General features: G+C 49.3%; 4 protein-coding genes. All 4 read right to left on the reverse strand.

All coding sequences use genetic code 11. The features are described 5' to 3' along the window. On the reverse strand, positions 1-814 hold an 814-nt coding region (gene hypD / locus B7C60_RS08665; RefSeq protein ID WP_245869010.1), incomplete at its 3' end, for a hydrogenase formation protein HypD. Next, positions 811-1068, reverse strand: a complete 258-nt coding sequence (locus tag B7C60_RS08670) for a HypC/HybG/HupF family hydrogenase formation chaperone (RefSeq protein WP_099611300.1) — start codon at positions 1066-1068, stop codon at positions 811-813. The genes hypD and B7C60_RS08670, both read right to left, overlap by 4 nt. Before the next feature lie 78 nt (positions 1069-1146). Beyond that, on the reverse strand, positions 1147-3435 hold the full coding sequence (gene hypF / locus B7C60_RS08675) for a carbamoyltransferase HypF (RefSeq protein ID WP_099611301.1): 2289 nt from the start codon (positions 3433-3435) through the stop codon (positions 1147-1149). A gap of 12 nt (positions 3436-3447) precedes the next feature. Next, complete coding sequence (locus B7C60_RS08680) at positions 3448-4029, reverse strand: HupE/UreJ family protein (RefSeq protein WP_099611302.1); 582 nt, start codon at positions 4027-4029, stop codon at positions 3448-3450. Positions 4030-4240: the final 211 nt, after the last annotated feature.

Here is a 4240-nt window from a genome sequence, read left to right on the forward strand (position 1 = left end):
TATCGACAAATGTTTGCGCCGCCATATTCCCCTCCGATGTGACAACGCGAGAATATTGAATTTCCAGCGCCGCCTGATTGGAAACGGCTTGCTCAACCAGCATCAATACTGACTCCAGAACATCGACCGGTTCAAAGCCCGCCACCAACACCGGAACATGGTATTGCTCAACAATCGGTTGATAAATATGTGACCCGGTCACCGTACTCACATGTGAAGGGCCAATGAAGGCATTCACCGGTGTGCGTTCGTCGGCCATCACGGCATTCATCGCAGGTGGTACTAACACGTGGTTGATATGAAAGTAGAGATTGTTGATCTGTTGGCGTTCAGCTAAATCAACCAACACCGCCGTCATTGGCGTGGTGGTTTCAAAACCGATTGCGAAATAGACCACCTGTTTGGTTGGGTTCTCTTTAGCGATCTTCAATACATCCATCGGATCGTAAACCGGTACCACATTCCCACCTTCAGCTCGGCATTGCGCTAGAGAAAGCCGCGAACCCGGTACACGGATCATGTCACCCAAACAAACCAGCATCACATCCGGCAATTGAGCCAACGCGATAGCGTGATCGATGCGCTCTTTTGGCATAATACACACCGGACAACCCGGGCCATGCACAAAATTGAGCGATTCAGGCAGCAGCTGTTTCAAGCCATATTTCATGATGGTGTGGGTGTGTCCACCGCACACTTCCATGATATATAACGGCTGGCTAAGCTGTGCTGCACGTTGATGAATTTTATCCGATAACGCTTTCACAACATCTGGACGTCGATAAGTTTGATAAAAATTAGTCGTACTACTCATGAAAGCAACACCGCTACGTCTTCACGCTCCATTTCAGCCAACAAAGCTTCATACGTTGCTAGGTTGGTTTCTGCTTCCTGCTGATTAATTTTACTGATAGCGAAACCCACATGAACCAGTAGATGATCGCCGACTGCAATGGGGTCACTGATCAGGTGGATACTGATCTCTTTACACACGCCCAAGGTATCCACTTTGGCTGTCATCGCATGTTCATCGACAGATAACACGCAGGAAGGAATACATAAACACATAGTGCTCTCACTTTTTGATTTCTTGATAATGAAGCCACGACGCCATGAATCGCGGTGACGTTACTTTTTTAGATTCAACTAAATGTCATATGCCAATTGATGCCAAAGCTGACCGGCGGCGATTCCAGAATCATTGACCGGAATATCGCTTCCCGTGATAAACGGGCACGCTGAATCAGGAAACATCGCTTCAATGGCATCCAGCAAACAGCGGTTTTGAAACACCCCACCACTGAGCACCAATGGTAAGTTGGCATATTGCTGCGCGATATCGACCACCGCTTGTGCCAACGCGCTAATAAAGGCGTCACTGCATACACAAGCCCAACATTTGGTCGACGCTTCGTGAGCGGTCAAGCATTGCTGCAACGCAGGTGCCCAATCGAGTCGCTGATCGCGCCAAGGTAAGGTCAGTGCAAACTGGTGATCACCGGCTTGGCGCGCAGCATTTTCCATTTGCAGTCCGCTTTCTCCTTCATAATCAGGGGTCTGCACTAACCCCAACAAACACGCCCACGCATCAAATAAGCGACCAACCGAGCTGCACAACGGTGAACGTTTGGCATTGCGCCAGAGGTGAAACAGGTTTTGAAAACGCGAAGCAGACCACGTCGCAAACGCTGATAGATTTAACCCCTGGATCTGTTCCGGCTGCATGATTTCGAGCAACAAGGCGTATAGCACACGTGCTGGTTCACGGATCGCTTGCTCCCCACCAATCAGACGAAAAGGACGAAGATGCGCAATACGCTGATAACCGAGTCGGTCCGTAATCATCACTTCCCCACCCCATACCGTACCGTCATCACCCGCGCCGGTACCATCAAAACTCACGCCAAGAACTGGGCCATTGAGTTGCGATTCCGCCATCACCGACAAAATATGCGCGTAATGGTGTTGTACGTGCAATGCTGAATCAGTTTGCTCGTTCACCCATTGAGTTGAAAAATAACCTGGATGACCATCTGACACCCAACGCTCAATCGGTGCTTGATAAAGCTTCGGGAAGTCATGAGAGGCATCGATAAAACGTTGCTGAGTATAAAGATCATTAAGATCGCCCAGATAAGGTGATAAAAACCATTGATTTCGTACCGCAAACCCAACGGTGGATTTTTGCTGCGCCCCCACAGCCAAGGTTGCCGGAACACGATTTACGAGCGGAAAACTCAGCGGCGCATAACCGCGCGCCATACGCAACACGCGCATGCTACCGGCGGCGAGTTGTACTAAGCTGTCATCACAAGCATTGACGATTGGACGGTTGTGATCGAGCACGCTATCGAGGGAAGAACCAAACATCGTAAACACGTGCTGCGCTTCAGTTGCCAATGGCAAGCCCGACAAATTAGCGCTGGTCATCACCAAGGGGGCAAAACAACCGCGCAGTTGTAACGCTTCGATCAGCAGCAAGTGCAACGGTGTATACGCCAGCATCACGCCAAGACAATGGACACCTGGTGCAACGTTGTCAGCCACGGGGGCTCTACTCTCATCGATGTGCATCGCTTTATGCATCAAAACGATAGGACTGGCTTGCGATGTCAGCGTTTGCCACTCCAATGTTTCACCTTGCACGTAATGTTTAGCTTGCGACACATCGCTTACCATAACCGCCAACGGTTTTCTGGCACGATGTTTTAAATCACGCAACCGTGCAACCGCTTGAGACGACGTGGCATCACACACCAAATGAAATCCGCCAAGACCTTTGAGCGCAATCACACCACCGGCGATCAGTTGTTCGGCCGCGCATTCAATCGCTTGTTGTTCTTTGGCGATACATGTTTGTTGTGAGCTAAGTAGAGAGACCGATGGACCGCAGTGCGCGCAACTGACCGGTTGCGCGTGGTAACGGCGATCCATTGGGTTTTGGTATGCGCACGCACAAGCTGGACAAAGCTTGAAATTCGCCATCGAGGTTTGATGACGGTCATACGGCAAGGCTTTGATGATGGTATAGCGCGGCCCACAATTAGTGCAGTTGATAAAAGGATAATGATAAAAGCGCGAATTAGGATCAAACAGCTCCCGGCGACAATCCATACAAATGGCTTGATCGGGAGGAACACTGACGCTAATTTCATTGTCCCCACGACTGGACAAAATACAAAATTCCGTAAAACTGGTCAGCTCCAACGGACGCAATGTCATATTATCAATCCGTGCTAACGGTGGGGTTTTAAGCAATAATTCACGATAAAATGCGTCAAATAAACGCTGTTCACCTTGTGCGTCAATACGCACGCCTTGCGCATCATTACTCACCCAGCCTTTCAACTGATGCTCTGTCGCAAGACGGTACACAAAGGGACGAAAACCGACCCCTTGTACTTGCCCTTTGATTTCAATCAGACAACGTATCATCGTTTCTATCCGTTATGAAAACAGGAATGAGCCACCCAGCAGAGCGATAAATACTCCAGCCAGTTTCGTCAGCCGTTTACTGGCCGCAAAGCGCATTACCATTTCACCCAATGCGATACCGGCAATATGCAGCCCAGCGGTAGCGATAATAAAACCAGAGAAGTAGCTGATCGCTTGGCCGTTGATTGGCATTTCTGCGCCATGCGCCATACCGTGAAACACCGCGAACGCCATAATCAGTGCGATCACCATTTTTTGTGGCATGTTCGCGCCACGAAACAGCATGACACCCATCATCAACACGCTCAGTGCGATAAAGGTTTCGACACCTGGCACCACAAAGCCTGAAATGCCCATCACGCCGCCAACCACCATAAAGGCGATAAAGCTCAGGGGCATCGTCCAGCGGTTTTTACCACCAAACAGTGCCGCAAGCAGCCCCACACCAATCATGACACTCATGTGATCCAAACCGGTTAGCGGATGCATAAAGCCACTTTCCAATCCATGGCTGCCCATGTGCCCCGGGTGAGCAAACACCATTGGTGAGAAAAGAAGGCATAGACTAACAATTGCTGTATTTTTTTTACCCATAATAAAAAGCTCTTAAAAATGAACAAGAAAATAAAAACGAAAACTCACGACTCCTCATATATACCCAAACAACTTGCAGTTGCAGACATATACTGGCAATCCAATAGCCATGAGCCTTACGACCACTTATCAACGTGATTAACCGACATCGCGTTGCGCTATCTCCTGATAACGCACACGCTCAGCGTGTGCGTAAATATTGAGTCGGCCT

Source organism: Vibrio fujianensis, assembly GCF_002749895.1.
GTDB classification, from domain to species: domain Bacteria; phylum Pseudomonadota; class Gammaproteobacteria; order Enterobacterales; family Vibrionaceae; genus Vibrio; species Vibrio fujianensis.